At 71.7% G+C, this 20,235-nt stretch carries 22 protein-coding genes; 12 read left to right on the top strand and 10 right to left on the bottom strand.

The genetic code is table 11. The features are described from left to right. Positions 1-13: 13 nt before the first annotated feature. The 5 genes from AB0C99_RS34740 (at position 14) to AB0C99_RS34760 (ending at position 7,213) form a co-directional block, all read left to right on the top strand. A complete protein-coding gene (locus AB0C99_RS34740; protein ID WP_012477045.1) occupies positions 14-571 on the top strand; it encodes a UTRA domain-containing protein in 558 nt (185 codons plus the stop codon). A gap of 79 nt (positions 572-650) precedes the next feature. Next, a complete protein-coding gene (locus AB0C99_RS34745) occupies positions 651-986 on the top strand; it encodes a hypothetical protein (RefSeq protein ID WP_362483693.1) in 336 nt (111 codons plus the stop codon). A 326-nt stretch (positions 987-1,312) separates the two neighbouring features. Continuing rightward, positions 1,313-2,542 (top strand): XRE family transcriptional regulator, encoded by a 1,230-nt coding sequence (locus AB0C99_RS34750; RefSeq protein ID WP_362483695.1) that lies wholly within the window; start codon positions 1,313-1,315, stop codon positions 2,540-2,542. Positions 2,543-3,965: 1,423 nt separating this feature from the next. Continuing rightward, positions 3,966-6,377 (top strand): hypothetical protein, encoded by a 2,412-nt coding sequence (locus tag AB0C99_RS34755; RefSeq protein WP_362483697.1) that lies wholly within the window; start codon positions 3,966-3,968, stop codon positions 6,375-6,377. Further along, positions 6,374-7,213 (top strand): DciA family protein, encoded by an 840-nt coding sequence (locus AB0C99_RS34760; protein ID WP_362483699.1) that lies wholly within the window; start codon positions 6,374-6,376, stop codon positions 7,211-7,213. Before AB0C99_RS34755 ends, AB0C99_RS34760 begins: the two co-directional genes overlap by 4 nt. 25 nt (positions 7,214-7,238) lie before the next feature. Here AB0C99_RS34760 and AB0C99_RS34765 read toward each other — a convergent pair whose 3' ends face one another. Further along, positions 7,239-7,688, bottom strand: coding sequence for a hypothetical protein (locus AB0C99_RS34765; protein WP_362483701.1), 450 nt, complete (start codon positions 7,686-7,688; stop codon positions 7,239-7,241). A 146-nt stretch (positions 7,689-7,834) separates the two neighbouring features. Continuing rightward, the gene (locus AB0C99_RS34770; protein ID WP_362483703.1) at positions 7,835-8,305 is read right to left on the bottom strand and encodes a hypothetical protein; all 471 of its coding nucleotides are present in this window, start codon (positions 8,303-8,305) and stop codon (positions 7,835-7,837) included. 285 nt (positions 8,306-8,590) lie between these two features. On the opposite strand from AB0C99_RS34770, the gene AB0C99_RS34775 reads away from it, so the two are divergent. After that, complete coding sequence (locus AB0C99_RS34775) at positions 8,591-10,873, top strand: helix-turn-helix transcriptional regulator (protein WP_362483705.1); 2,283 nt, start codon at positions 8,591-8,593, stop codon at positions 10,871-10,873. Between the two features lie 6 nt (positions 10,874-10,879). Then, positions 10,880-11,437 (top strand): XRE family transcriptional regulator, encoded by a 558-nt coding sequence (locus tag AB0C99_RS34780; RefSeq protein ID WP_362483707.1) that lies wholly within the window; start codon positions 10,880-10,882, stop codon positions 11,435-11,437. Positions 11,438-11,524: 87 nt separating this feature from the next. Here AB0C99_RS34780 and AB0C99_RS34785 read toward each other — a convergent pair whose 3' ends face one another. The 3 genes from AB0C99_RS34785 to AB0C99_RS34795 all read right to left on the bottom strand — a co-directional run bounded on the left by AB0C99_RS34785 (position 11,525) and on the right by AB0C99_RS34795 (position 13,701). Beyond that, positions 11,525-12,124 carry a hypothetical protein gene (locus AB0C99_RS34785; protein ID WP_362483708.1) on the bottom strand — a complete coding sequence of 200 codons (600 nt, stop codon included), beginning with the start codon at positions 12,122-12,124 and terminating at the stop codon, positions 11,525-11,527. Positions 12,125-12,362: 238 nt separating this feature from the next. Next, the gene (locus tag AB0C99_RS34790; RefSeq protein WP_362483709.1) at positions 12,363-13,187 is read right to left on the bottom strand and encodes a hypothetical protein; all 825 of its coding nucleotides are present in this window, start codon (positions 13,185-13,187) and stop codon (positions 12,363-12,365) included. A gap of 205 nt (positions 13,188-13,392) precedes the next feature. Beyond that, a complete protein-coding gene (locus AB0C99_RS34795; RefSeq protein WP_362483711.1) occupies positions 13,393-13,701 on the bottom strand; it encodes a DUF6300 family protein in 309 nt (102 codons plus the stop codon). A 133-nt stretch (positions 13,702-13,834) separates the two neighbouring features. Here AB0C99_RS34795 and AB0C99_RS34800 point away from each other — a divergent pair, with 133 nt between their 5' ends. The 5 genes from AB0C99_RS34800 (at position 13,835) to AB0C99_RS34820 (ending at position 16,405) form a co-directional block, all read left to right on the top strand. Beyond that, complete coding sequence (locus AB0C99_RS34800; RefSeq protein WP_362483713.1) at positions 13,835-14,428, top strand: HTH domain-containing protein; 594 nt, start codon at positions 13,835-13,837, stop codon at positions 14,426-14,428. A gap of 102 nt (positions 14,429-14,530) precedes the next feature. After that, positions 14,531-15,304 carry a hypothetical protein gene (locus AB0C99_RS34805; protein ID WP_362483714.1) on the top strand — a complete coding sequence of 258 codons (774 nt, stop codon included), beginning with the start codon at positions 14,531-14,533 and terminating at the stop codon, positions 15,302-15,304. Beyond that, positions 15,301-15,570, top strand: coding sequence for a hypothetical protein (locus AB0C99_RS34810; RefSeq protein WP_362483716.1), 270 nt, complete (start codon positions 15,301-15,303; stop codon positions 15,568-15,570). The genes AB0C99_RS34805 and AB0C99_RS34810 overlap by 4 nt, the downstream gene beginning before the upstream one ends. A gap of 357 nt (positions 15,571-15,927) precedes the next feature. Continuing rightward, complete coding sequence (locus AB0C99_RS34815; RefSeq protein ID WP_362483718.1) at positions 15,928-16,158, top strand: hypothetical protein; 231 nt, start codon at positions 15,928-15,930, stop codon at positions 16,156-16,158. Beyond that, complete coding sequence (locus tag AB0C99_RS34820; RefSeq protein ID WP_362483719.1) at positions 16,148-16,405, top strand: hypothetical protein; 258 nt, start codon at positions 16,148-16,150, stop codon at positions 16,403-16,405. The genes AB0C99_RS34815 and AB0C99_RS34820 overlap by 11 nt, the downstream gene beginning before the upstream one ends. Before the next feature lie 221 nt (positions 16,406-16,626). On the opposite strand, the gene AB0C99_RS34825 is transcribed toward AB0C99_RS34820, so the two are convergent. From AB0C99_RS34825 to AB0C99_RS34845, 5 genes are all read right to left on the bottom strand, one after another. Further along, positions 16,627-17,013: a hypothetical protein gene (locus AB0C99_RS34825; protein ID WP_362483721.1), complete on the bottom strand. Its 387-nt coding sequence runs from the start codon at positions 17,011-17,013 to the stop codon at positions 16,627-16,629. 43 nt (positions 17,014-17,056) lie between these two features. Further along, positions 17,057-17,404 (bottom strand): hypothetical protein, encoded by a 348-nt coding sequence (locus AB0C99_RS34830; protein ID WP_362483722.1) that lies wholly within the window; start codon positions 17,402-17,404, stop codon positions 17,057-17,059. Between the two features lie 28 nt (positions 17,405-17,432). After that, positions 17,433-17,915, bottom strand: a complete 483-nt coding sequence (locus AB0C99_RS34835; RefSeq protein ID WP_362483724.1) for a hypothetical protein — start codon at positions 17,913-17,915, stop codon at positions 17,433-17,435. A gap of 510 nt (positions 17,916-18,425) precedes the next feature. Further along, positions 18,426-18,800, bottom strand: coding sequence for a hypothetical protein (locus tag AB0C99_RS34840; protein ID WP_362483726.1), 375 nt, complete (start codon positions 18,798-18,800; stop codon positions 18,426-18,428). Further along, entirely contained in the window at positions 18,797-19,273 is a 477-nt protein-coding gene (locus tag AB0C99_RS34845; protein WP_362483728.1) for a winged helix-turn-helix domain-containing protein, read from the bottom strand. The genes AB0C99_RS34840 and AB0C99_RS34845 overlap by 4 nt, the downstream gene beginning before the upstream one ends. Positions 19,274-20,235 lie beyond the last annotated feature (962 nt).

The following is a 20,235-nucleotide window of genomic DNA, read 5'->3' on the forward strand; positions in this document are numbered from 1 at the left end:
GAGCACCCAGCACATGGCCAGCAACCGAATCGACGACAGCGGCGTGATCCTGCGGGACGCGCGCACCCGGTACACCACCGGCCAGCGCGAAGAGAACGGCGCGCACGGTGCGTTCGACGCCGAACTGCGCCGGTCCGGCCGTACCCCGCGCACCGAGGTCACCGTCAGCCGCGCCGCTGCGCCGGCGGATGTCGCTCAGCTCCTGGGCGTCGACGGCGACGTCGTCGTGCGGGCCCGCGAGATGTTCGACGGTGAGCGCGTCATTCAGCTCGTCACCACGTACATCCCCGTCGACGTCGCCGAGGCCGCAGGCATCGAGCAGGTGGACACCGGCGTCGGCGGCATCATCAGCCGGATGAAGGAGGCCGGCTTCGACCAGGGCGACACCGCCGTCGAGGACATCGAGCTCCGTCCCGCCACTTCGGAGGAGTCCGAGCGCCTCGGCCTGCCCGAAGGCGCGGACGTGCTGACCATCAGCCACATCGGCACCGCCGACGGGCGCGTTGTCGAGGTGACCCAGCACGTCCTGGGCAAGGGCTGGAAGCTGCGCTACGCCGCTCCGCTCGCCTGACACAGTGCCCAGGGCGCCCCGGCCACGCCGGGGCGCCCACCCCGCCAGTTCCTGCGAGTCCTTGGAGACCGATCCCCCCATGAACACCGAGAAGCGGCTCACCGCCCCCGAACTCGTGGACGAGATCCGCAGCTCCCTCACCATGGTCAACGGGTGGATCCCCGCACTCTCAGGCCCCGGCGGTCCGACCGGCGTACTCGAGGACGCTCCGCTCTCCGAGATCGCTCGAAGCCTGGGCGAGTTCGCGAGCACGCCGACCATGCCCTCCGTTGTCGCCCAGCTGCTGCACAGGGCCGCAGAGTCGGCGGCCGCCGCGGCTTCCGCAGACTCCGCGACGGTGTACGGCCACCTGGGAGCGGCGTACGCGTACGTGCTCCAGGCCCATCGCGCTGCCAGCGGCGACACGACTAACTGACCCAGAAGCCCGTAGCCACCGCGAAGGAGGAGCCGTGAAGCAAGCGCCGCGCTCGTCTTCTGCGGTCGTCGGGCGGGACTCAGCATGGACCGTTCGCCTCCCACTGGGACGTGGATCAACTCGTGTGAACGGCACTCACCGTGCGCCCCTCTGGACGCTTCGCAAAGTGACGAGTGCTGGTGACATCCGGAATGTCACCGGCACTTGTCACCTCCGCACGATCAAGAGGCCGTGCCATGCTCGGCCGCAGAAGGGCCAGCCTCCGTTCGGGCATCACCCTGTTGGACAGGCTGCGCCGCTGGACCGTACGGGGAAGGGGAACGGCGATGGATGAGCGTCCCGACTGGGCACGCCGGATGGTCGAAGAGCGCGCGGCACGCGACTGGTCGCAGACCGACGCGGTACGCGCGCTGATGGCCCGCCTCCCGGAGGACCAGGTCGTCAGCGAGCAGGACCTGGTGCGGCAGTGGAAGCGCTGGGAGGCCGGCGACGCGCAGCCCGTGAAGTACCGGTCCGCCATCGCCCAGACCTTCGGCACGACGACCGGCGCGTTCTTCCCTGAGAAGTCACGCCGCGACGGCCGTGCGGAAATCTTGCAGGTCAGCGGTATGGACACCGTGGACATCATCGCCCGGCTGCGGGCCTCGGACGTGGACGTCGCGACACTGGACGCGCTGCGGATCACGGCGGACCGGCTGTGCTGCGAGTACGCGTACATGCCCGCCGACCAGCTGCTCCTGGAGGGGAAAGCCTGGCTCGCCCGGGTCGTCGGCCTCCAGCACCAGCGGGTCAGCCTGGCACAGCACCGCGAGATCATCGCGCTCGCCGGGAAGCTCTCGCTCCTGGTGGGCTGTGTCGAGTACGACTCCGGCCGACCCCGCGACGCGGAGGCCACCCGGCAGGCCGCGCTGATGCTCGGTCAGGAGGCCGGGGAGCTGAGCGTGCAGGGCTGGGCACACGAGATGCGGGCGTGGTTCGCGCTGACCCGGGGCGACTACCGCGGCGTCATCGCGGCTGCCGAGGCCGGCATCGCCGTGGCGCCGACCGAGAGCGTCGCCGCTCAGCTGTACGCGCAGAAGGCCAAGGCGTGGGCCAGGCTGGGCGACCGGTCGCAGACCGAAGTCGCGCTCGACAAGGGCCGCCAGATCCTCGAACTTCTGCCCTACCCCGAGAACATCGAGAATCATTTCGTGGTCGACCCCGCGAAATACGACTTCTACCGCATGGACGCGCTCAGGAAGAGCGGCGAGAACCGGCTCGCGGAGCAACTGGCCAACGAAGTCATCCGAGCCGGCACCGATTTCGACGGGACGGAGCGATCGCCCATGCGGATCGCGGAGGCCCGCGTCACGCTCGGGGTGGTCGCCGCGCGCGAGGGCGACCTGGACACCGCACTCGCGTACGGAGAGCGGGCCCTGACGGGGGAGCGGAAGTCGCTGCCCAGCCTGGCGATGGTGGCCGCCGACCTCGGTCAGGCCCTCCAGACTCACTACGGACACGCCTCCGAGGCCCAGGAGTTCATCACCCACCTTCGCGAGCTGCGGGGTGGCCAATGAGCTTCCCGTTCGGCGGGCAACTTTCCGATTACGTACCGCGTCGCGGGCGCGGCATTCCGGGCCTCTCGGACGCTTCTCGAATTCGTCCCGCAGTTCTGTCGGGTCGTGAGGTTAGGCTGTGCCCAGAAGTGATCCATAACGACGAGAACCCCAGCGACCGGGCATGGTCTGCTGGGGCATCTCGAACGGGGCTAAGCCTCGTTGGGCGACACACCTTGATGGGAGGTGCTCGCGGGATGAAGGCTACCCGCCCGCGTGGAACTACACGCGCAGCTTCGCCGTTCCTCCATCGCGATCACGCCATCGAGTGCGCCTTCGCGTACGCCGACACCGGCCTCGGAATCAAGGGGGTCGGGGTGACTTAGCGCCACCGGCCGCGCGCGCCAGATGAGTGGACTGCAATCCACTTCGGCCTCGCGCGGCCCTTCACGCCGACCAGAGGTCGGCCGCCCAGTCCCCGGTTCCCGCCGGTCCTGGGCTCCAGCTCATCGAGCTGGGTTGAGCAATCAGTCGCAGTACCCGGTCCGCAAGGACCACGCACCACCGCAGTGGCCCCCCTGCAAGGGGGCTTCTGCTCCGTTCCGCCGACCCCTGCAAGGGCCTTTGGAACATCCGTTCGAATCACGCAAAGGAGAGAGGACTCGCCTCTGGTTCTTCGTCCGGTGCCCGCTCCTCGCGGAGGGGGCGCCCCGCCCGTCCGATCTCCAACGGAGGTCGGTCCTTGTTGATCTATATGGAAGGCGGTTAACGCCATAGTGCACGAGCTCCGGTCGACTTGTCAGGTCGACCACGACCAGGTCAGTACCCCCTCTGGGGTGATTCCCGCAGGTTGTGGTGTCCCCCCTCGTGGGATTGTGACGTACATCACACCCCTCGACTGTCACACGGATGCCGCCGGGTCGACGGACCGCGCGATCTGGGGAGTGCCGGAGGCGGCGTCGGCTGCCGCTCTGATCCACCTCGTTCGGGACGTCATCGACAACTCCGTCGACGACGTCCTCGAGGCGGCCGTCCCGTGTGGCGGGACGCGATCCGAGGTTGTTGCCCGCCGTGCGGGAGCGCGGGGGGCGATCCGGGCTGAGCGGACGTTGTCCACAGGGCTCCCGGTGCAGTCTCGTCGCGTGGATCAGGAATCGAGCGTTTCGGCTGCTCAGAGGGGTGTCCGCTTTGGCGTGTACACCGGCCCCATGCAGACGCAGAAGATCACGGCCCGTGTGGGTTCCGCTCTCGCCGGGGCGGTGGGCCGATGAGCGCCATGGCGGCACCGGCCGCCGCGCTCCCGCGCCCTCGTACGGTGTCCGCCGGCGGGGCCTCGCGCCGTCGGCTGCGGTCGGTTCCGGCGCAGGCCGGCCCGGTGCCGGAGCGGGCCGCGGGTCATCCGCTGTCGCTCGGTCGCGACGCTCGTGCGCGTCTGGGTGGCGCGGTGCGCGCGCTGCTGGACGTGCCCGGCCTGGACGGTGCGTCGGACGCGGTGCGTCTGGCGGTGCTGGTGCTGGCGTCGCGGACTCCGGCGGAGAACGGTGTGGTGCAGATCCATACCTCGGAGCTGGGCCGGTGGATCGGGATGTCCGCGTCGTACACGGCCTCCGACGTGGTGTCGGGGCTGCGCCGCTCGGGCGTGGTGTCGGTGGAGACCGAGAAGGGCGAGTACCGCGAGGACATCGGCCTGGAGTGCAAGGTGCTGCCGCTGTGGGCGGCGCAGGGGATGGTGGGACACCCGCTGGCGCTGGCGAAGAAGGAGTTCGCGACGCTCCAGCGGCTGTTCGAGGCCGTGATGGCGCCGGGCTGGAAGCACAAGGACGGCCGGATTACCCCGGCCGGGCTGATCGGTACGCGTACCGGTCGGGGTGCGGCGACGGATCGTCTGGCGCTGCTGCTGCTGGTGTTGGAGGCGCGGGAGACCGGGCGGGTGCGGCAGTGCGGCGGGACGGTGGACACCCGGCGCGGCCGGGCTGCGGCGACGGTGGCCCGGATGCTGGGCTGCTCGGCGTCGGCGGGGGAGCGGGTGCTGGAGCGCCTGGAGGCCCGGGAGCTGGTGCTGCGGGTGCGGCTGCGGACGGCGTCGAAGATGGCGCACCGGTCGCGGCTGATGGTGCCGGCGGTCGCCGCCGCGCACGGCCGTACGGTCGCCGACGGCCTCCAGGAGGACCGCGCGGAGGACCTGGAGGCCGATTTTTCAGACCCCGACGTTGTGGCAGGGCCTAGTGAGGCTCCGGGGACGGAGGAGGAACCGCAGGTCAGCGGCAGGTCTGTGACGGATGAGGCGGATGTTGCAGACCCCGACGTTGCGGCAGCCCTTCACACTGACCACCCTCACCTGGTTACTCCCGTCGTTGATCTCTCGCTCGCTGGTGGCTTTTCCGGCGAAGGCCGTGGAGCTGACGGCCGTCGGCCGGGACGCGCGTGCGTGCGCGAGGACCAGGCCGTCGACGGCGATGACGCCGCTGCCGGTTCGACGTCGCCGGTGGCCGAGGTCGAACCGCTTCGCGGTGAAAAGCCCAAGGAGTCACCGGTCGACGAGCAGGAGCAGGCAGGCGGCGTCGCCGCTGGTGCTGGTGCCCGGCTGACCGTCGTGGGTGGTCGAAAGACGCAGCAGCAGGGACGGCCCGAGCTTCCTGCCGAGCTTGACCTGCGGGTGGCTCTGACGCCGGTGTCCTGGCTGTGGCAGGGGCTGAACCGGTGGCAGCAGGACCGCGTCGTGGAGGCCGCGAAGGCGGAGCTCGCCCAGCTGCGCCAGGTGTTGGAGTGGTCGGCGCAGGCCCCGTCGGCGCTGGCGGCCCGGCTGACGTCCCGGCTCGAGGAGACCGGTGGCGAGGCCCTGATCGCCCGCCCGTTCGGCTGGATCACCCGCCGCGGGCTGGTGCGCCGGCCGTCGTGCTCGGACGTGCGGTGCGACGACGGCGTCCGGCTCGACACCGGCGCCGACTGCGACAACTGCGCCAACATCCTGCACTCGCGCCGGGCGTGGCGGGTGCGGATCGCGGCCGAGGTCGACCAGGAGCTGCCCGGCCTGGATCAGGACGCCCGCTACCGGGAGATCGAGGCCCGGATGCGCCGTCACGCCGAGGCCGAGGCCGAGGACTTCGTGGCCCGTCAGGCCGAGGCCCAGCAGCGGGCGGAGCAGCGTGCGGCGGCCCGTGTCGCGGCCGAGGCGCAGGCCCTGGTCGAGCGGGAGCGGGCAGCGGCCGAGGCGGCGGCGAAGCAGGCCGTGGCGTGCGAGGACTGCGGCCGGGAGCGGTCGGCCGGGCTGTGCGAGGCGTGCGACCACCGGCGGCAGGCCGAGGTCCTGATCGGCGAGGCCGGTCTCCTCGCGGCCACCTGGTCGGCCGACCTGACCGACCCGGCCGCCGTCGCGGCCGTCACCGCCGAGGTCCGTACGGCCATCGAGGACGCCATCGCCGCCGCGTGGGAGCAATTCCAGCAGATCACCGACCCGGCGGTCCTGGAGGCGGCCGGTCCGGACGCCGTCGAGGACGCCGCCGCGCACAACGCCATGCTGACCGCCGAGAGCGCGGCCGCCGAGTACCGGCACGAGGCCCTGGTGATGCTCGGCCGCAGCGAGGACGCCCAGGCCGAGGCCCGCAAGGCGTACGCGACCGAGCTCGCCAAGCCCTGGTTCCAGGCTCTGCCCGACAGCGACGACGCCCAGCGCGCCGCGACCGAGGCCGCAGCGAAGGCCCAGACCCGCGCTGTTGAGCACCTGCTCGCCGTGCGGCTGGAGCAGCTGCACACCCAGGCCCGCCCCACCCCGGTCCGGCCCGCATCGTGGGCGCAGCGCCTGCCCGATCTCGCTGCCCGGCCGCTGGACGGCGAGGCCCTGGAGGTGATCGCGTGAGCACCGTCCCGGAGCTGTCCGGCGTCGACCTCGCCCGCCAGGCCCTGCTCGCCGCCCGGGAGGCGGCGAAGAAGAACGGCGCCCAGACGAAGAAGCCGAAGCGGCGCACCGGCACTGCCGTACGGCGGGACGGCCGCGAGCCGCTCGGGCTGGGCGCGGCGATCACGATGATGATGACCGAGCGCGGCCTGGTCGCCCCGGCCGCCGGCGGCAGCGTCCTCGCCCAGTGGGAGACCATCCTCGCCGCAGCCGCGCCCGAACTCGCCGGGCACGTCCAGGCGGTGAAGTTCGACGCGGACACCGGCCGCCTGGACGTCGCCCCCGACGCCCCGGCGTACGGCACGAAGGTGCGCTGGATCGCGCCGAAGCTGATCGCGGCCGCCAACGAGAAGGCGCCCGGTGCGAACGTGCGCACCGTGCACGTCCTGCCGCACACGCCCGGAAAGCCCGGCCCCGCCACGGCGGCCGCCGACCCGGTCTCGCCTCCGCCCGCGCCTGCCGCGCCCGCGCCGCGTCCTGCTCCGTCGGCCGGCTACCGTCGCGCTCTCGCCGCGCACCAGGAGGTCGCCGCATCGCGCCGGGTGGACCCGGGCATCGCGGAGGCGGTGGAGCGGCAGACCACCGCGATGCGGGAGCTGTCCCGCAGGGCGCTCCCCGAGACCGACGACGCGGTGCCGGAGGATGCGCCGGCCCCGATCGAGCAGGCCCGCGCACAGCGGCGCCGCCAGGCCGCGGCGACGGAGGCCGCCGCGCTGCGCCGGGCCCGTGCCGAACGAGCCGGAGCCACCGTGCCCTCCGTGCCTCACCCCCGGCAGGTGGCCGGTGAGGTGGCGTGATCAACCACGCTGGGAGTCGCCGCTCCTACCCGCGGTTCGCGCTCAACTGCGCCACCCGTTTGGAGAACGCCTGGACGTTGGCACGGATTCGGCGCTCCTCGATGAGCTCGCACGCGCTGAGCGCTGCCGCGATGCACAGGCGGAGAACGTCTCGGTCGTCGCCGTCCAGCAGCCGGTGAGCTCCCGTCAGGGCGATCCATGCCGACAGCCGGCGGGGAGAGCGGTCGCAGTGCGCGGACCACCAGGACGGCAGGTTCGCGGCGAGCCGATCGCCGTACGCCGTCGACGGAAAGAGCGCGGGTGTGTCGTCCAGCAGGGCCGCTTCCGCGCGGCGCAGGAAGTCGACCGTCTCGTCCTCATCCATGTCCTCGTCCCCCAGGCACTGCAGGACGATGCCGAAGTAGGGGATGGCCAGGAGGACTCCGTCGGGCCAGTCGCCGGGGCGCTCACCGAACGTCTCGGCGAAGGTCTCCATCAGGACGTCGTTGGGGTCACGGTGCACAGCCCACATGTACTCCCTGGCCTGGACCGTGAAGGGCGGAACACGGCGGCCGGGGAAGCGGATCGCCCGTACGAGTTACCCGCCCGTGCCCAGCCCCAACGATCGGTAGCCGCCTCCCGTCAGGCCGCCGACGGCTGGCCGGTCGGCGCGGCCTGAACGGCGGGCTGGTCCGGCTGCTGCTGGCGCCGCTGCTGCTCGTCCCACTCCTGGATGACCGTGCGCAGCATGCCCACGTACTCGGAGGCGGTGTCGCAGGCCGCGACGCTGCGCAGGTACGCCTCGGCTCCCTGGAGAAGACCGGATCGGGGGTGTGCCTGCACCAGGGCGCGGTGGGTGCCGCGCTCGAGGTGGTGACTCCAGGAGCCGTCGTCGACCTGGTCCTCGGGCGCGGCGACATGCCCGAGGACGAAACCGCCTTCGGCGGTGGTGCAGCAGTTCCAGCCGTAGTCCCTGACGCACCGATCGCAGGCGAGGGTGCCGCGCATGTCCGGGTAGCGGCGCTGCCACTCGCCATCGAGAGCGATGACGTCCCCGGCGAGCGGGATGTTCTTGGCGCACAGGCAGCACCTGATGCGGAACGCGACGGACACGGTGGGGCTCCCTGTCAGCTCGTGGGCCGGACCCGCCCAGCCTGGCAGCCGGCCCCGGTTCTGAAACGTCGCCATGCCGCACCCGGCCTTCTGGGGCGGCGAACCTGCAACACGCGGCGCAACACCCGACTGCAACACCCCGTGTTGCGGCCCTGACCTGCACGAACGCCCGTTGCGCTGCTTACCCACCCGCGTGTTGCAATCCTGCCCATTGCGCGATTCATGCGCGATTGAGTGCGCGAATCAGCGCGCGATCGGGTATGCTGTCTATTGGAGGTGACCTCTGTGTCCACTGAAAACGAGCTGTTCAGCGCCGTGGATGCGCTGCTGGAGCAAGTCGCACAGGACGACCTGCCGGCCCCCGCGGAGCGCAAGCGCCTGCGAGAGGCCGCGGGCCTGAGTCAGGCGCAGATCGCGAAGGCGCTGGACGCCCGCCGGGAGGCGGTCGGGAACTGGGAGACCGGGAAGACCGAGCCGCGGCCGCCGAAGCGCGCCGCCTACGCCCGGCTCCTGGAGGGCCTCGCCGCCCGCTTCCCCGCACCGGCGACCAACACTGACGGGTCATACGTTCTGCCACCGACCCCCACGTTCGCGGAGCACTTGGAGATGGAGGCCAGGGCGAAGGCGGACCCGAGGCCCTTCGTCCTGCCGTCCCTGCCACCCATCCCACCACCGCTGGACGAGGCCCCGACGGCCGAAGCGCCGCCAGCCCCGGCCCCGGCTGCTGCCGTACGCCCGGCGCCCGCCTCGAGGCCCGCCGCGTCGTCGCGGCGCCCGGGTGCGAAGAAGGCGGTGGCGAAGAAGACCACGGCGTCGGCGGCCGCCGTCGACCCGCGCTTCGAGAGCGGCCCGCTCGCCGTCATCGACGTCGACACCGACGGGCAGGTCTCCGCGTACTGCGTCGGCGGCCTGGTCCTGGACGTGCCCGCCAAGACGATCCCGGCCCTGGTCGACTGGACGCTGGCGGAGGCGAAGCTCGGGCAGGCCCGGCTGCACCGCAACGGTCGCGACGCCGACCCGATCCTCGTGCTGACCGCCTCCGCGCTGGAGCGCTTCGGTCTGCCCGCCGCCCTGTCGGAGGAGGAGCGCCGCGCGGGACGGCTGGCGGCCGGCCACAAGGTGGTCAAGCAGATCGAGCGCGCTGGGCTCCAGATGACCCAGCGCGGCTTCGGCCCGTGGGCCCGGCTCTACCGCGACCCGGAGGGCTCCAGGCGGCGCTGCGTCCAGCTGTGCGTCCTGCCGTGGGACGCGCTGAACACGCGGGAGTGGGGCAAGAAGGACGACCCGGAGCTGCTGCTGACGATGCACCCGGCCGACCTCGCCCGCTACCTCGGCCTGTACGCGGCCCGGGTCACCACGCCGCGCGGCTCCACCGCGACGACCGGCCTGGAGCTGATGACCGCGCTGCGCCCGCCGACCCGCGCGGAGAAGGACGAGGCGACCGGCGAGTTCAAGCGGGCCTTCAACGACGACGCCCTCACCCAGCTCTACCCGGTGGTGGAGTGCGAGGTCCCCGACGAGCACCCGATCCTCAAGGACAAGTTCGCCCGGCACCACCTGCGCACCCCGGCCGAGATGCTGATGGAGGAGGCGTACGACTGGTGCCGGCCGCTGACGGATGAGGAGTGCGCCAACCCGTACCTGGTCGCGATCGACATCAACATGTCGTACGCCGCGGCCGCCAACGGCCTCACCGTCGGCCTGAACGGCCCGACCCACCTGACCGGCAACCCGAAGTTCGACGCGTCGCTGCCCGGCTCGTGGCTGGTCGACCTGTCCCACGTCGACCTCTCCCGGGTCCGCATCAACGGCCGCACCGTCGACGGCGACCGGCTCCCCTCGCCGTTCACCCCGACCGGCGAGCGCCCGACCGGCCCGGCCTGGTACGCCACGCCCACCGTCGCCTACGCCGTGGAGCTCGGCTTCGACGTCGCGCCGATCGAGGCGTACGTGCGCACCCGGACCGGCCGCTACCTGGACTCCTGGTACAAGCGGCTGCGCGACGCGTACGTGGAGACGATGGCCGACATGGGCGTCACCACCGACCTCCAGGGCGAGGAGTTCCTCGAGGCGATGGCCGGGCGCAAGCAGACGGACCCGACGATGGCGCTGCTGGAGACCGCGATCAAGGCCACGGCCAAGGGCGCGATCGGCAAGCTGCGGCAGCGTTCGCGGGGTCAGGTGCCGTACTACGAGCCCTACCCGGCGCTGGAGCGGGTGAACTGGCGCCCGGACATCCGGGCCGCCGTGCTCGCCAGCCAGCGCACCGGCCTGCACCGCAAGCTGATGAAGACCGCGGCCGCCGCCGACCTGTACCCGACCTCCATCGGCACGGACGCGATCGTCTACCCCTCGCCCGGCCCGTCCCCGCTGGACGTCCTGCCGACCACGCCCGAGGGCAAGCCGGTGCCCGGCGGCTTCCGGCTCGGCGTCTCGCCCGGGATGGTCAAGCACCAGGGCACCCAGACCGTCCTGTGGGCGGAGCAGCAGTTCGAGGAGCGCGGCGGCGTCTTCAACATCTCCAACCTCATCAAGACCGCCGACCCGACAGCCGGAGAAGGGGAGTAGCAGGTCATGGTCGACTCGCTCGGGGACAGCTTGGACCGCGCACTGGAGAAGGCGTTCACCCGCCCCGCTCCCAAGAGCGCCCAGGCCCAGATGAAGTACCTCGTCAAGCAGCTCAAGGGCACCCAGGCCGCTGCCCAGGCCCTCGGGATCTCCCAGCGCACCGTGGAGCGGTACGTCTCGGGCAAGCTGAAGCGGCCCCGCCAGGAGCTGCGCGCCCGCCTGGAGGGCGAGGTGAAGAAGAGGTGGCAGCCGCAGGTCCGCGCGAAGGCGAGGCAGAAGGCGGCGACCACGACCGGGCTGGTCGTCTCCACCCGGGCCCGCTTCGGCTTCGAAGCCGCCGGGGGCACGACCGACGATGCCCGGATCCGGGACATCACCCAGGCCCTGCCGCCCGAGTACGCCGACCAGCTGTTCGCCGCGCGGGAGCAGGGTGCCGGCGAGGACCAGCTCCGGCAGATCGCCGCCGAGGGCCTCGCCCGGATGTACTTCCGCGCCAACAACACCCGCGCCCACGGCCTGGACGTGGAGTTCACCGACGTGGAGCGACTCGACATCGACCTGTAGGCCGGCTCCCACACGAGCGCCGCGCCCCCCGGCATTGGAGCTGCCGGGGGGCGCGGCGCTTCGCATCCTACGAAAGGTGCGTCACGGTCAGGTCGTACGCGCGGCACGGCGCCGCGCCCACCAGGACAGCCGCGGCGCGGTGGCGGCGTTGACGGCCCGGCCGAACGCCTCCAGCGCGGCCTCCAGGCGCGCGGTGTTCTCCACGTCCGACAGGGCGTTCAGCAGCTGCTCGGTGGCGGTGACGACGGCCGGGTCGGAGGAGCGCATGAGCGGGGCGGCGGCAGTGGCGGCCCGGGTGAGCGGCTCGCGCACGGCGGCCACGGTCTGCTTGCTCGCCACCCGCTCCCGGCTCAGCAGCTCGGCCGCGCGCCCGAAGCCCACGAGCCCGCTCTGCGCGTCGGTGCCGCCGGCGATCCGGGCGCGGGCGGCGCCGCCGGTGAAGGCGAGGACGGCCAGCAGGAACGTCCGGCCGCGCTCGGCCGGCCCCTCCCACAGCAGCCGGTTGGTGGTGGCCGCGCTCTGCAGTTCCATCACCGCCACCGTCATCGCATCCGCCTGCACCCGCAGGGCGCCGATCTCGGCCTGCTGCTCCTGGCGGTTGCGGGAGCGGTTGGTCAGCCATGCCGCGAGGACGGCGATGACCGCCCCCGAGACGAGCGTGCTGGCCAACTCGATCAACTTGTCCATCCCCACAGGCTGACCGCGCGCCGGCCCGGCGTCCGGGCCGTTGCGCACCTGACGCACAACCCGCACCCTCTCGTTGCCGATCAAGAGCAGAGGCGGCGGCCGGGACGCCGTGAGGCCCCGCCCTGCGCTGCTGCGCCGGTGCGGGGCCTCACACGCGTATCCGCGGGGGATCGGATGTTCATGCACGCGCTGCCGTGTCCAACGGTGCCGTCCTGCCCAGGGTCACGGCCCGGCTCTCCTACTCCCCGTCGTCGTCCTTCTGCTGCCGGCGTTGCGCCTGCTCCCTGCGCTCCTTGGCCTCGATCGCGTACGCCAGCGCCCTGCGGTGCTCGTTGACGCTGCCGCCTTCACCGCGGCGTTGGGCGATGTCCCCGGCCAGGTAGTCGGCGAACAGACGCACGGGCTTGTGACTGCTGCCCTCGGCGAACTCCAGCAGGTGCAGCAGCGCCTCCAGCTCGCTCTTGCGTACGGGCACGTTGACGATGTCGTCGGCACCGGAGGTCAGCGCCTGGGCGGTGCGGTCGTAGTAGGCCCCGCAGCGGGCGTTGTCGAAGCGCAGCTCGTAGCTGGGGTTGCCGTAGTCGATGCGCCTGTGCACCCGCAGCCGTTCGCACAGGTCGGGGAGGTCCTCGAGGGGCTGACGGTAGAAGGGGCGGTCGCCGCTGCCCGCGGAGTGCGGGTCGAGCTGCACGGCGGAGAGGAAGGCCGCCACGCGGTCGGGCTCGGGGATCAGGCCGGCGCCCAGCCAGCGCGCACCGTCGTAGAAGGAGCCGCCGGCGCCCGCCCGGCCCTTGGGCAGGATCCACAGGCACCAGCCGGACGTCCCGGACCAGTGCAGCCCGGCCTCGGCGTCCGGAAGGAACCGTCGGACGAAGCTCTCGTTGAGGTTGACGCTGCCCTCGACGTCGTTGTGGTGCCTCTCCCGGTCCTCGTCATCGTCGAATCGGCCCCAGGCACTGACAGAGCTGACGGGCGTCCCCTCGGCCAGCAGCTTCTCGGCGACAGCTGTCACGTAGTGGCCGATGGCGTTCTTGAGCGCGCCGGCCAGTGGGGTCTCTGCCATGCGGGTCTTCCCTCCCTCGCAGGCCGTCGGTGAGCCCGCCTCCGCCTCAGCAGATGGCGTCACCCCGGTCGGCCGACACTGTGTCAGCCTCCTTTCTAGCGGCGCCGGGCACCTGACCGGGCAGTTTCCGGCCGCGCAGCGCACGGCAGCCGACCGCAGCCCTACGCGTCATGGAGAGGCCCGTCGGCGGGCCGCCTGGTGGCGCTCAGGGCTGTTCGGGCGGGGCGTCCTTCAAGTACCAGCCGTGGACGGCCATGCACTCCTTCGTCCACTCCATCAGCAGGTGGGCGGCCTCCTGCAGGCGGCTCTCGTCGTGGCCGCCGGCGTCGGCGAAGAACTGCACGAACAGGCCCGCCGCAGGCCGGTCCACGTCGCCGGCGTCGCAGGCCGGGCACAGCTCCAGGTGGATCGGCCGACCATGTGCGTCGTCCTGCGGTGCCACCCCGCTCATGATGAGATCGCCCCCGCAGCGCGAACACTGCGGCAGCCGGTCGGACAACCTGAGCAGCTCCATGGCCAGCCCCCTTGCTCTGCACGTAGCCCTCCACCCAAGACGCGCTGACCTGCGCCGTCAACCCTTCGACGGGCAAGGGAGCCCGTCCGGTCGCTGGCCTCCGTCCACAGGCCAGGCCCGATGAAGTGTTCGTATGACTGAAGAAGAGAAGGCACAGCAGGCGGCCCGGACGCGCTCCAAGCTCATGGAGGGCCTCGCCCGCGCGGAGCGCGCCCTGTTCACCCGGCCCGCGCCGAAATCCGCGCGAGCCCAGATGAAATTCCTTCGCACGCGGGAGAAGGGCTCCACCAAGAGCCTGGCGGAGCGCCTGGGCGTCTCCCGCAAGACGGTGCAGCGCTACCTCTCGGGCGCCTCCACCAAGCCGAACAAGCGCCTGAAGGAGGCGCTGGTGCAGGAGACCGAAGCGGAGTGGCAACCCCAGGTCAGAGCACGTGCGAGGCAGCATGCGGCGTCCTCGGGCGGGATGGTCATCTCCTGCCGGGCGTACTTCGGATTCGGACCGGAGGGCACCTCGGACGCGGGCCGGGTCCGGGACATCAGCGTGGCCGTCAGCGCCTCCCACGCGGCCGCCATCCTGGCCGCACAGGAGGATGGTGCGACGCAGAGCGATCTACATGACGCTGTCGCGGAGGCCATCGCGGACACCTATTTCCGTCAAGGCGGTGGTGGTCGCGCGGGCCTGGAGGTGAAATTCGCGGACGTGGAGTGGTTGAACATCGCGTTTTAGCAGCGCGTAATTCAGGCATGCGATAGACCTGTGTGACCGGCCTGCCGAACCGCATTCCCCGGCGGCCCCTCATTTCCGTATCCGAGCCGAAAGCGAGTCCTGATGAACACGTCCGACAGGTGGCGGGCGCGCCGTGTCCCCGAGGCCCGCGGCCGCGCCGACGCCCCGCGCACGCCGATCGACTACGCGAAGGTCGGCCGGTCCTCGGTGCGGCGCCGCGCGCGGGGCATGACGCACAGCGAGGCGGTGGCGGCGCTCGAAGAGGCGGAGCTGCACGCGCACCTGGACCGCCGCGACGAAGCCGCGGCCGACGACGGCGGCCGCCGTGCTGCGGAGCTCGCGGAGTGGCAGCGCGTCGTGCAGCTGCTCGCCGCGACCGGCGGCCCGTACGACCCGGACGCCGACGTCGTCGTCCAGGAGGAGCTCGCCGAAGAGCGCCGCCGCGAGGAAGCCGAGCAGCAGCGCCGCCAGGAGCAGCAGCGGGTAGCCGACCGGGCGGAAGAGCTCGCCCGGCTCGGCGGGGCCGGCCGCCTCGACCGGAGCGTGCCGACCCAGGCCGGGGACGAAGCCGCCCGCGAGCTCCTGGACGAGAACGGCGACTACCGGGCCGCGAAGGTCGACGACTGGCTCGCCCGTGCCCTCGCCGACCAGTCCGGCCACTACGCCGACCCGGCCGCCCGCGCCGCCGCCGTCAGCCTGCTGCCCGTCCCGGTCCGCGCCCGTGCCGCGCTGCTCGCCGCCCTCGCCCGCACCGGCGCGCCGGTCGACGGCGGCCTCGAGTTCGTCGGCCGTCTCGCCCAGGCCGACCCGGACGCCACGACCGCACTCGCCGCGTGGCTGGAGACCGCGGCCGCGGTGAAGGGCGGTACGGCGTGAGCGCGGCGGACGAGGTGGTGGTGGCCACCTGGAGCGAGCACAGCGAGATCGGCCACCACTACGAGGACCTGCTCGCCGACGGCTCGGTCATCGCCTGGACCGAGCCGCCCTTCGGTGAGACGCTCTACCCCGGCGACGACGACCCCGACTACAACCCGATCTGCGAGTGCCCGCGCGTCCCGCGCCAGTTCTGCCTGGAGTGCGCCGGCTGCGCCGCCTGCGGGCAGTGCACCGGCCCGCACGTCTGGCCCCCGTTGCAGACCTGACAACCGATTGCCACGCTCACCGAGGGTGATAGTCGGTTGTCACGCTGCCTGTCACGCCCCCTGTCACGTTGCCGGAAGACCGCGTGACAGCTCACGCGTGAAAGCCCATCAATTCGGACATACAGGCGTGGAAACGGCCCGGAAACCCCCCTCCGGGCCGTTTCCACGTGACAGGCACGACAGCGTGACACCCCACCGGCCGGTGATCACGTTCCGTGTCGGACGGCACCGAGCCGGAAGCGCCGGCCCTGCGCCCCGCAAAGCCCTTGCCGGTCCGGTTCGCCCGTACCGGGGTCCGGTGGCACGCCCCGGCGATACCGTGGTGACACACGCCAGACAGAAGCCCAGGAGCCCCGGATGAGCCAGCAGCCGGCCCCCGCGCCCGCCCGTCAGCCCCTCGATGAGCACGCCGCCGAATCGGTCCGCGCGTACGCGGCCGACCAGCGCGCGAAGGTCGACATCCTCGCCTCGGTCCTGGAGGACATCGCCGCCAACGGCTACCCGGCGCCCGAGTCCGGCGTGCCGTGGGAGACCGCCCGCGACGCCCACCTCGCCCGCCTCGCCGACGAGCAGCCCCGTGTCGCCTGAGCACGGCGCGCGCCGCTCCCAGGTCGTCATGGTGGAGCCCGCGCTCACCCAGCTCGGCAAGCTCACCGCGTCCGAGACGCACCGCCTGGACCGCGCGATCGTCGCCATCAGCGTCAACCCGGAGCTCGGCACCGAGGTGCCCGGCACCCTGCTGCGCGACTACGCGGACGAGGTCGACGGCGTCCGCGTGATCTACTACGTCACCGCCTTGAGGACCATCACGATCGTCGCGTACGTCGAAGCCTGATCACAGCAGCAGCGCCCCGGACCCGCTCGGGTCCGGGGCGCTGCTGTGTCTGCTGTACGAGGTGCTGCTGTCGGTGATCCGGGTGCCGGAGAGCGATGACATTCGAAGGCCGGCCCCAGGCGCCGCAAGGGTGCTGCTCGGGTAGCAGGCCGTGCTGCACAGAGCAGCGGGGCCGTGTAGCAAACGGTCGTTCGTCTGCTGCACGGCCCCGCTGCATCCGGTCAGTCAGCGGTGCCGGTGGCCCATCGCTCCAGGTCGCTCACCGGCTTCTTCAGCAGGGTGCGACGGCGGGACTGCGCGGTCGCCCGGCTCTCCAGGTGCATCGCCTTCGCCAGGTCGCCGTGCGAGACGCCCTTGGCCGCCGGGAGGCGCAGCGAGGCGTCCCGCACGGCCTCCAGGCGCTCCAAGAGCCCGGTGGTGCCCTCGATGGCGGCCGCGAGCTCCGCGGCGCTCGCACGGCCCGTACGCAGCAGCGCCAGGCCGTGCAGCGCGGTGGCGAACAGCGCGGCCAGCTGCTCGCCGTCGTTGCCGAGCGCGGCGACGTCCTCGGCGGTGAGCGGAACCAGGAACTGCTCCTGGTGGTCGGGGTGCGCGGGATCGGTGCTCACCGCGGTCTCCTTCCTCGGGTGGATCGTTCGGCGGGCGGGTGGTCTACAGCCAGCGGAAGAGGTTGCGGACCTCGGAGGCCGCGCCGGAGAGGTTGTCGGCGTCCAGGCGGGCGTCGAAGTCGTACGGGTCCTCGGTCTCGTCCATCACGTTCTCGGAGGCGGCCGCCAGGACGTCGGCGAACCGCTCGTGGACGGCGGCCTCCTTCAGGGCCTGGACGACGCTCTCGCGGTCGGCGGTGCCCCGCTTGATGGCGTCGGCGAGCAGCCCGAGCGCGGCGGCCGCCGCCGGGGCCAGGTACGCGAGCTCGCTGTCGACGGCGCCCCGGTCGGCGCTGGTCTCGATGGCGGTGATGTCGGCGGCCTTCACGATCTCCGTGGACGTGCGCTCCATGACGGGCTCCTGTCTCGGTGGCGGGGGTTCAGGCGGTCCGGCTGAGGTAGCCGGCGGCGACGTCGACGAACCGGTCGTGGGCGTCCTTCGCGGCCTCACGGGCGGCGGTCAGGGCCTCGGTGGTGGCGTAGGCGTCGCGCAGCGCGTACGTCAGCGTGACCATCTCGTCGGCCGCGGCGCGCACCGCCTGGTCCTCGATGAGCACCCGCAGCGCGACCAGCGGCCGGGTGACGGCGGACCGGGTCATGTGGCTCTCGCCGCGCAGGGCCTCGATCCGCTCGGGGCCGGCCTGCTTGAGAACGGCGTCGCCGCGCATCCACATCGCCCGGCGGTGGTCGCTGACGGCGCAGGCGAGGGCGGTGACGGCCTCCAGGCGGTCGCGGCGGATCGCCTCGCCGTGGCTGACGCGGACGGACCGTTCGGCGGCGCGCTCCTGGAAGCGGCCGCTGACGATCGAGCCGAGCAGGGTGCCGACGATGGCGAGGGCGGCGGTGACGAGGGTGACTAACACGGTGGGCTCCTCCTCTGTATGAAACTCAATACATGTATTGAACTTAATACAGCAGGAGGGTGCAAGGGGGTCCGCTCATGATTCTTTTCGCGGGGCTGTGACCTGCGCGTTTCCCGCCCGCGGGAACCGTGTGCGCGTAGCTGACATACGCGTCCCGCGCGCGGGACGAGGTGCCGCTCCCCGACCTGAAGCCCGGTTTCCCCTCCAGGGGAACGATGTTCACGGGACTCTGCAGCGGTCCCGTGAGCTGGCGCAGTCCGCAGCGGTGGTGTTGCCGCCGACACCACGCGGACGGGCCTTCACCTGCGGTTTTCCCCTCCAGGGGAACGTTGTTCCACCTCTGCGTGGACAAACTCAGCCCCTTTGGCCACCCCCACGGGGACAAACTCCCGCTCGGGGAGGGGCCGCCGACCTGCTGGTTTCCCGCGCAGGGGAACGATGTATCGCCCTGCGCACACGCAGAAGCGGCGCCGCACCGTGAGGTGCAGCGCCGCCGTGCGAACGGGTGGGTTACGAGGCGTGGAGCTGCCGGACGGTCGCCAGGGGCGCGTCGTCATCCTCGGGCTCGGTGGGCGCCGGCTGACCGGTGGCCTTGGAGCCCAGGCGGTAGAACTTCACCCCGACGGCCGTGTACGCGAGCGTGAGCCAGCCGTTCTCGACAAGCCGGCCGATGCTCCGCGAGGCGCTGGTGGTGCTCAGGCCGACCAGCTTCCCGATGTCCGTGGCGGTGCTGCGCACGGGCTCCCCGACCGGGACCGCGGTGGCGTAGTACATGAGGACCTTCAGGTCCGCGCCCTGCTTGAGCTGCGACCGCAGCAGGAGGTTGTTGAGGTCGCCGGCCTCCATGAAGCGCGGCGCGAACGACTCGGCGATCGGCGACGTCATGACGCTTCCTTCTCCTTCTTCTCCGGCGGGCACGTGGTCACAGGGTGTCGGGCGTGCTGCGTGGCCCTGCGCTGCTGCCCCGAGGAGCCGTCGAAGGCGGCCCGGGAGTTCAGCTTGTAGAACTTCACCCGGCCCACCTGTTCGGCCTCCAGGAGGAAGCCTCCCCTGTTGAGGTTACCCACGGACCTGCTCACCGCGTTCGGACGCAACTCCAGGTCGTTGCCGATCTCGCGAAAGCTCATGCGCAGCGGCTCGTCCCCGGGCGGCGCGTTGAACAGGTAGTAGCCGTAGACCAGCTTGTCGTTCTTGGTGTAGCCGCTGCCCTTCTTCCACAGCCCGGCGCCCAGCTTCTTGCTGGCGTTGACGTGCCGCCCGCCACCGCTCCAGTCGTACGGCTTGTCGTCCTCCTTCAGCAGCTCCAGCTGGACGTACTCGCCCGTGCTGGTGTTGACCGCTGGCCTTGCCCGGCTCATACCGCTCCTCACCTTGGGATTTCCCCTAGAGGGGAACGATGTACGCGGCCTGACCGTAGCGACCATTTCCCCTCCAGGGGAACCCGCCACGCCGACCGAACCCGCGATCCAGACCGGCCAGCGTTTCCCCTCTAGGGGAAAGGTGCGTCCCAATCTGACACTCAAATAGCCTCGATTGATACATGGCATGGCCCCTGACCTGCGACGATGCGTGTTCCCTCTATACGCACCTATCCGTAGGCTCAACCGACCCCCCTCGCGCGCGTGAGGGCCAGCCACCGCGACACACCCCTCGCTGGACCCCCTGGGCGTCCTGCGGGCCTGGGCATCCGATCGGCGCTCACCTTCATCGATGGGGTCTACCAATTCGCCTGAGCGGCTTTATCGAGTCGCATTGTCCATCGTTTTCCTCCGCTATTGCTGGGGCTCGCATTTCGTCATCTCCCGGCATTTACCTATTCCGAACTTGCTGCACCTGAGAGCTAACCAGCGACTCGCTTTTTCCTGGTCAGTGGTGGTGCGCATCCATTCCAGACCTAAGCTAGCTGGTATCTTTGAAGCACGCTCCCGGATCGCCCACTTTCCCCCTCCCCGACCTCCGTTCGGCCCGTCACCCACCCGACTACCTGTCACCCCCTTCCTCTTGCTGCTGCTCGGGCCGCAAGGCCCGTGGGTGGGCCGCGCGGAGCGTGGCACGCCTGGCCGGTGGGGGAGTGGGGTCCGCGCCCCGAGTGGCTGGAGCGCAGCGGAGGCCACGGGTCGGCCGGAGGCCGGCCCCGGCCCGCAACGCGGGCCGGATGCCCTGCCCTTGGCGGGTCTCGCGGAGCGCGTGCCCGCTGGCGGTGAGCGGAGCGAGCCGCCTCCGCTCACGCGGAGCGGGAGCGGCCGGGGCGCGCAGCGCCCCGGCTCGCTGCGACGGGCGCCCGGCCAGTCCGCCCCCCGCCCCGCCCACCACGCCGCGG

The sequence above is a fragment of the Streptomyces sp. NPDC048659 genome, assembly GCF_040650575.1.
Lineage (GTDB): Bacteria > Actinomycetota > Actinomycetes > Streptomycetales > Streptomycetaceae > Streptomyces.

What these genes read in the sequence shown, in the direction of transcription:
- AB0C99_RS34740 (WP_012477045.1), top strand. Translation starts at nt 14, where the DNA reads ATGGCCAGCAACCGAATCGACGACAGCGGCGTGATCCTGCGGGACGCG.
- AB0C99_RS34745 (WP_362483693.1), top strand. Translation starts at nt 651, where the DNA reads ATGAACACCGAGAAGCGGCTCACCGCCCCCGAACTCGTGGACGAGATC.
- AB0C99_RS34750 (WP_362483695.1), top strand. Translation starts at nt 1,313, where the DNA reads ATGGATGAGCGTCCCGACTGGGCACGCCGGATGGTCGAAGAGCGCGCG.
- AB0C99_RS34765 (WP_362483701.1), bottom strand. Translation starts at nt 7,688, where the DNA reads ATGGAGACCTTCGCCGAGACGTTCGGTGAGCGCCCCGGCGACTGGCCC.
- AB0C99_RS34780 (WP_362483707.1), top strand. Translation starts at nt 10,880, where the DNA reads ATGGTCGACTCGCTCGGGGACAGCTTGGACCGCGCACTGGAGAAGGCG.
- AB0C99_RS34785 (WP_362483708.1), bottom strand. Translation starts at nt 12,124, where the DNA reads ATGGACAAGTTGATCGAGTTGGCCAGCACGCTCGTCTCGGGGGCGGTC.
- AB0C99_RS34790 (WP_362483709.1), bottom strand. Translation starts at nt 13,187, where the DNA reads ATGGCAGAGACCCCACTGGCCGGCGCGCTCAAGAACGCCATCGGCCAC.
- AB0C99_RS34795 (WP_362483711.1), bottom strand. Translation starts at nt 13,701, where the DNA reads ATGGAGCTGCTCAGGTTGTCCGACCGGCTGCCGCAGTGTTCGCGCTGC.
- AB0C99_RS34800 (WP_362483713.1), top strand. Translation starts at nt 13,835, where the DNA reads ATGACTGAAGAAGAGAAGGCACAGCAGGCGGCCCGGACGCGCTCCAAG.
- AB0C99_RS34805 (WP_362483714.1), top strand. Translation starts at nt 14,531, where the DNA reads ATGAACACGTCCGACAGGTGGCGGGCGCGCCGTGTCCCCGAGGCCCGC.
- AB0C99_RS34815 (WP_362483718.1), top strand. Translation starts at nt 15,928, where the DNA reads ATGAGCCAGCAGCCGGCCCCCGCGCCCGCCCGTCAGCCCCTCGATGAG.
- AB0C99_RS34830 (WP_362483722.1), bottom strand. Translation starts at nt 17,404, where the DNA reads ATGGAGCGCACGTCCACGGAGATCGTGAAGGCCGCCGACATCACCGCC.
- AB0C99_RS34840 (WP_362483726.1), bottom strand. Translation starts at nt 18,800, where the DNA reads ATGACGTCGCCGATCGCCGAGTCGTTCGCGCCGCGCTTCATGGAGGCC.
- AB0C99_RS34845 (WP_362483728.1), bottom strand. Translation starts at nt 19,273, where the DNA reads ATGAGCCGGGCAAGGCCAGCGGTCAACACCAGCACGGGCGAGTACGTC.